Annotated in this window: 1 protein-coding gene; it reads right to left on the bottom strand. The window is 39.6% G+C overall.

Translation table 11 applies throughout. The features are described 5' to 3' along the window. Positions 1–150 precede the first annotated feature (150 nt). Positions 151–1,604: IS1182 family transposase (locus F3I09_RS33920; protein ID WP_149699495.1), on the bottom strand; the 1,454-nt coding region annotated here is incomplete at its 5' end.

Raw genomic sequence — 1,604 nt, forward strand, 5'->3', positions numbered from 1 at the left:
GAAGCCGTCTCAATAATAATTGAGGCGGTTTTTTCTTTTGTATAGCGCTATACACATGGGCATATATGCAGAGCCTTAATTTTATTCAGTAAAAATATATGAAGGGCCTAGGGAGGTGGGAACAAGTTTTTGGGCTCTTTCAGCTCTTTCTCATGCAGTTTTCTTTCTTAAATTGTGAGCCAGAGCCAATAATCCAGCCTCAATTGTCACTTTTTCAATGCCTCGTAGCATAAAACGTTTAAAGTGATGATTGTGCTTGATATTACCAAACACAGGTTCAACATCATAACAACGCTGTTTACGTTTAGCGATTCCTCGGCTGGTCTTTAGGCGCTTATCGGCCTTAGTTCGCAGATAATTTAGATGATGGTTAATTGTTATGACCCGGTTGCCTTTTCCTTGATGACATTGTTCTTTTAATGGGCAACCTTTGCATTTGCTGGCTTGGTAGCGTGTAAGTATTTGTTCAAAACCTGTTGATGTTGTGGATCTATAAGAACCAATGTTCTTCATTCTTTTCCCGGAGGGGCATATGTAATGATCTTTTGCTTCATTATATGCCAGTTTATCAGCCCTGTACGGATTTTTATTTCTTGTGCGTTTGTGTTGATCCCTATCAAAATTTTGATGCTTTACATAGGCTGTAATTTTTTTGCTTGCTAGCCATTCGTAGTTCTGTTCACTGCCGTAACCTGCATCTGCCGTTACATTATTGGGTTTGATTTTCGTTTGTTTTATATATCCGCTCAGATGGTCTATCAGCGTATTGGTATCAGTAGTGTTTTGGTGGATACTATAGTGTGCAATGTATTGGCTATTAGTACTTATCTGTAAATTATAAGCAGGCTTTAATTGACCATTTTTCATATGATCTTCCTTCATACGCATGAATGTAGCATCGGGATCTGTCTTGCTGCAGCTGCTTCGCTGAATGCCGATAATGGCCTCTTGTTGCTCATATCTGTCTAGCGCAGCCGGCCAATGTTTCCTCCCGTAGTTTAGCTTCTGTTTCACCTCCTTACTGACTGGCTTATCCTTCAATGCTTCGTTTATTTTATCGATAGTGGCATTCACTTTCTCTTTATCTATTTTATCAAAACCTGAAGGGTCTGTATCATCCATTTCTGCTGCCGCGACCGATTGAGCATACTGCCATAATTCGTTTAGCTGATGCTTTATTTTCTCCCGATTCTTTTTAATGGCGTTCCCCCACACAAAACTATATCGATTGGCATTGGCTTCTATCTTAGTGCCATCTGTATAAAGTTCTTTAAGACTGAGCAGCCCTTCCTCACATAGTAATAACACTACCTGGGTGAAAATTGGCTGTAAAGTCTTCTGGAGACGCTTACCCCTAAAGCGGTTGATCGTATTATGATCAGGCGTACTCATGCCACTTAACCACATATAATGTATGTGTTGATTAACAACCTCCTCTATTTTACGACTGCTATATATATTATTAATGTAGGAATAGACCAGGACCTTTAACAACATACGTGGGTGATAGCTACTGGTTCCCCCTGGCTTATATTGTTGGATTAACTTTGTGATATCAACTTTATCCAAAATATCGTTGACTGTTCTGACTGGATGATTAGCTG

Origin of the sequence: Chitinophaga sp. CF418 (assembly GCF_900142925.1) — a bacterium.
Lineage (GTDB): Bacteria > Bacteroidota > Bacteroidia > Chitinophagales > Chitinophagaceae > Chitinophaga.